Here is a 3,899-nt window from a genome sequence, read left to right as displayed (position 1 = left end):
ATCTGTTGCCTCGAAGCCTCCGAGGCAACAGATAGCCCGCACTCAACGGTGGGGCCGGGTGGGTCAGGCCGAGCCGATGCCCGCGCGGGCGATCGAGAAGCCGCTGCCCGTCGCGTCGGCCACGCAGGTCATGCCCGTGTCCGCGCTGGCGCAGGTGAAGCCGTGCGCCTTCTTGGTCTGGCCGTAGTCCAGGATCGCGACGTCGCCCTTGGCCTTCTTGGGCTGGTCGTTCTTGCTGACGCACGGCTGCGTCACGTTGCCGGTCGGGTCGACCTTCGCCACGTAGCCGGACGCGCCGTCGCACGAGGCGTCGGGCGCGGGCTTCTGGGTCAGCTCCGCGATGCCGCACGTCGCGGCGTCGGCCGAGATGGTGCAGGTGATGTTGAGCGACGGCGCGGCGAAGGTCTCGACGCCGGCCCCGCCGTCCGTCTCCAGGCCCTCCTCGGCCTCCGGCTCGGCCGACTGCTCCGTGCCGGCGGTCTCGCCACCCGTGGCCGAGGTGTCGGGCGAACCGAGCAGGTTCACGGCGAACACGATCGCGGCGATCACGAGCAGCACGTCCAGGGCGATGAACGCGATCCAGCCGGGGCTGAGCTTGCGCCGCGGAGGCTCGGGCTCGTAGCCGCCCGGCTGACCCGCGTAGACGGGCTGGCCGTACTGGTCGTAGCCCTGCGGCTGGTACTGCGCGGGCGGCTGGTACTGCGCCGGCTGCTGCTGGTACTGGCCCTGCGGCTGGTACTGCCCGCCCTGCGGCGCCGCGTAACCCTGCTGGTACTGCTCGGGGTAGTACTGCTGCTGCATCGTCTGGTCGGCGCCACGCTGCACGGACTGCACCCGGGGCGCACCCGGTGCTGCCGGTGCGGGGGTGACGGCCTGGGCGAACTGGTTGCTCGGCGAGATGGCGGGCGGCTTGCGCGTCGCCGCCGAGACACGCTGCACCGGCGCCTGCTGGACAGGCGTGGGCATGGTGGCGGGGTGCTGCTCCTGAGGGGGAGCAGTGGGCTCCTCGTCAGGGCTGCCGCCCGGTGGCGGTGGCGGGGGCGGCACAGTGCCGGACATCGGGCAACTCCTCAGCTCAAATCGGTCGGTCTGGGCGACCGCGGTCGATCGTACACAAAGGCGTTACTCGCTGTTACTCCTGCGTGGCATGATCGACGAGTCGTCGCAGGTAGTTCACACACCGGACGAGAAGCCAACCGATAAAGCGCGTTATTCGGACGCGCGGGGCGCCTTCGGCGCCCATGAGCAGACAGACGTGGAGGGCCCGTGCCCGGAGAGAACCTGACCCGCGCCGAGGCGGTCGAACGAGCCGGCGTGGTGTCGGTCGAGTCGTATGAGATCGCCCTGGACCTGACCACCGGTCCGGAGACTTTCGCGTCCGCCACGACGCTGCGCTTCACCGCGACCGAGGGCGCTTCCACCTTCGTGGACCTGGTCGCACCGTCCGTGCGGTCCGTGGTGCTGAACGGCCGCGAGCTGGACCCGGCCGCCGTGTTCGCCGACTCCCGGATCGCCCTGGACGGCCTGGCCGAGGACAACGAGCTCGTCGTCGTCGCCGACTGCGGCTACACGAACACGGGCGAGGGCCTGCACCGCTTCGTCGACCCCGTGGACGGCGAGGTGTACCTCTACACCCAGTTCGAGGTGCCGGACGCGCGCCGCGTGTTCGCCTGCTTCGAGCAGCCCGACCTCAAGGCCACGTTCCAGTTCACCGTCACCGCGCCCGCCGCGTGGGAGGTAGTGAGCAACGAGCCGACGCCGGAGCCGGCCGCGGCGCAGCACGCCACCGAGGCCGGGGTCGAGGCCGCGACGTGGGCCTTCGAGCCCACGGGCCGCATCTCGACCTACATCACGGCGCTGGTGGCCGGCCCGTACGCGGTGGTCCGCTCGTCGCTGACGTCGTCGGACGGCCGGGAGATCCCGCTCGGCGCGTTCTGCCGCAAGTCGCTCTCCGCGCACTTCGACGCCGACTACATCTTCGAGAAGACCCGCCAGGGCTTCGAGTTCTACGAGTCCACGTTCGGCGTGCCGTACCCGTTCACCAAGTACGACCAGCTCTTCGTGCCCGAGTACAACATGGGCGCCATGGAGAACGCGGGCTGCGTGACGTTCACGGAGTCGTACGTGTTCCGCTCCAAGGTGACCGAGGCCGTGCGCGAGCGCCGCGTCGTGACGATCCTGCACGAGCTGGCGCACATGTGGTTCGGCGACCTGGTCACCATGAAGTGGTGGAACGACCTGTGGCTCAACGAGTCGTTCGCCGAGTACGCCTCGACGCTCGCCACGGCCGAGGCCACCGAGTGGGAGGCGGCCTGGACCACGTTCTCCGCGATGGAGAAGTCCTGGGCCTACAAGCAGGACCAGCTGCCGTCCACGCACCCGATCGTCGCCGAGATCAAGGACCTGGAGGACGTCCAGGTCAACTTCGACGGCATCACCTACGCCAAGGGCGCCTCGGTGCTCAAGCAGCTCGTGGCCTGGGTGGGCCGGGACGCGTTCGTCGCGGGCGTCTCCGCCTACTTCGGCAAGCACGCCTGGGGCAACACCGAGCTGCCCGACCTGCTGACCGAGCTCGAGGCCACCAGCGGCCGCGACCTCAAGGCCTGGTCCAAGCTCTGGCTGGAGACCGCGGGCGTGAACACGCTGCGCCCCGTCATCGAGACGGACAGCCACGGCCGCATCATGTCGTTCGTCGTCGAGCAGACGGCGCCCGCCGAGTGGCCCACGATCCGCCCGCACCGCCTCGGCATCGGCTTCTACAGCCTGTCCGACGGCGGCGAGCTCGCGCGCACCCACTTCGTCGAGGTCGACGTCGACGGCCCGCGGACGGACGTGAAGGAGCTCGTCGAGCTCGACCGTCCGGCCCTCGTGCTGCTCAACGACGCCGACCTCGCGTACGCGAAGATCCGGCTCGACCCCGCCTCGCTCGCGGTGGCGCTGGAGCACCTGGCCGACATCACGGACCCGCTGGCCCGCTCCCTCGTGTGGGGCTCGGTCTGGGACGCGGTGCGCGACGGCGAGGTGCCGGCGTCGGAGTACGTAAAGCTCGTGCTCGGCGGCATCGCCGGCGAGACCGAGTCGACCACGCTGCGCACCACGCTCAACCAGATGGTGCTGGCCGCCAAGCAGTTCGTGGCGCCGTCGGCCCGTGCGGAGACCCTTGCCACGGTGGGCGACACGCTCTGGTCCCTCGTGGGCGACGCCGAGGCCGGCTCGGACACCCAGTTCCAGCTCGTGAAGTTCTTCGCGCACGTGGCCTCCACGCCCGCGCACGTCGCGACGCTGTCCGGCCTGCTCGACGGGTCGGTCGCGCTCGACGGCCTGGAGATCGACACCGACCTGCGCTGGGAGCTGCTGGAGGGCCTCGTGCTCAACGGGGCGGCGGGCGACGCGGAGATCGACACCACGCTGGCCGCCGACGACACGGCGACGGGCCGCCAGTCCGCCGCCCGTGCCCGGGCCGCCAAGCCCACGGTCGAGGGCAAGCTGGCCGCGCTGTCCTCCGTCGTGGACGCCGACGTGCCGAACGCGATCATCCGGAACACCGGCCTCGGGTTCCTGCACGTGAACGACCCGGCCCCGCTGGCCGACGTCGTGCAGCCCTACCTGGACGCCGTGCTCAAGGTGTGGGACGAGCGCAGCTACCACATCGCCGAGGAGATCATCGAGGGCTTCTACCCGGCCCCGCTGGCCTCGCCGGAGCTGCGGGACGCCACCGCGGCGTGGCTGGAGACGAACGCGGACGCGGCCCCGGCCCTGCGCCGTCTGGTCGTGGAGGCCCTCGCGGGCACGGAGCGCGCGCTGAAGGCCCAGGCCAAGGACGCCTGACGCCGTCGGCGGGACCTCCGCTCACCTTTGAGGCCCGGGTTTCTTCGCTCTGAGCCAGCTCAGAGTGAAGA

General features: G+C 70.8%; 2 protein-coding genes. One reads left to right on the top strand and one right to left on the bottom strand.

Features of this window, described 5'->3' with window-relative positions; genetic code table 11:
* Positions 1–63: 63 nt before the first annotated feature.
* Positions 64–966 carry a hypothetical protein gene (locus ACFWEJ_RS27830; protein ID WP_377232404.1) on the bottom strand — a complete coding sequence of 301 codons (903 nt, stop codon included), beginning with the start codon at positions 964–966 and terminating at the stop codon, positions 64–66.
* Between the two features lie 300 nt (positions 967–1,266).
* Between ACFWEJ_RS27830 and pepN the strand changes: the two genes are divergently transcribed.
* Positions 1,267–3,828, top strand: a complete 2,562-nt coding sequence (gene pepN / locus ACFWEJ_RS27825; RefSeq protein WP_377232403.1) for an aminopeptidase N — start codon at positions 1,267–1,269, stop codon at positions 3,826–3,828.
* The last annotated feature ends 71 nt before the right edge of the window (positions 3,829–3,899 follow it).

The organism is Promicromonospora sp. NPDC060204 (assembly GCF_042728455.1).
Lineage (GTDB): Bacteria > Actinomycetota > Actinomycetes > Actinomycetales > Cellulomonadaceae > Promicromonospora.
Note: the sequence above shows the minus strand (reverse complement) of the source record. Positions and strands in the feature narration are given on the sequence as shown.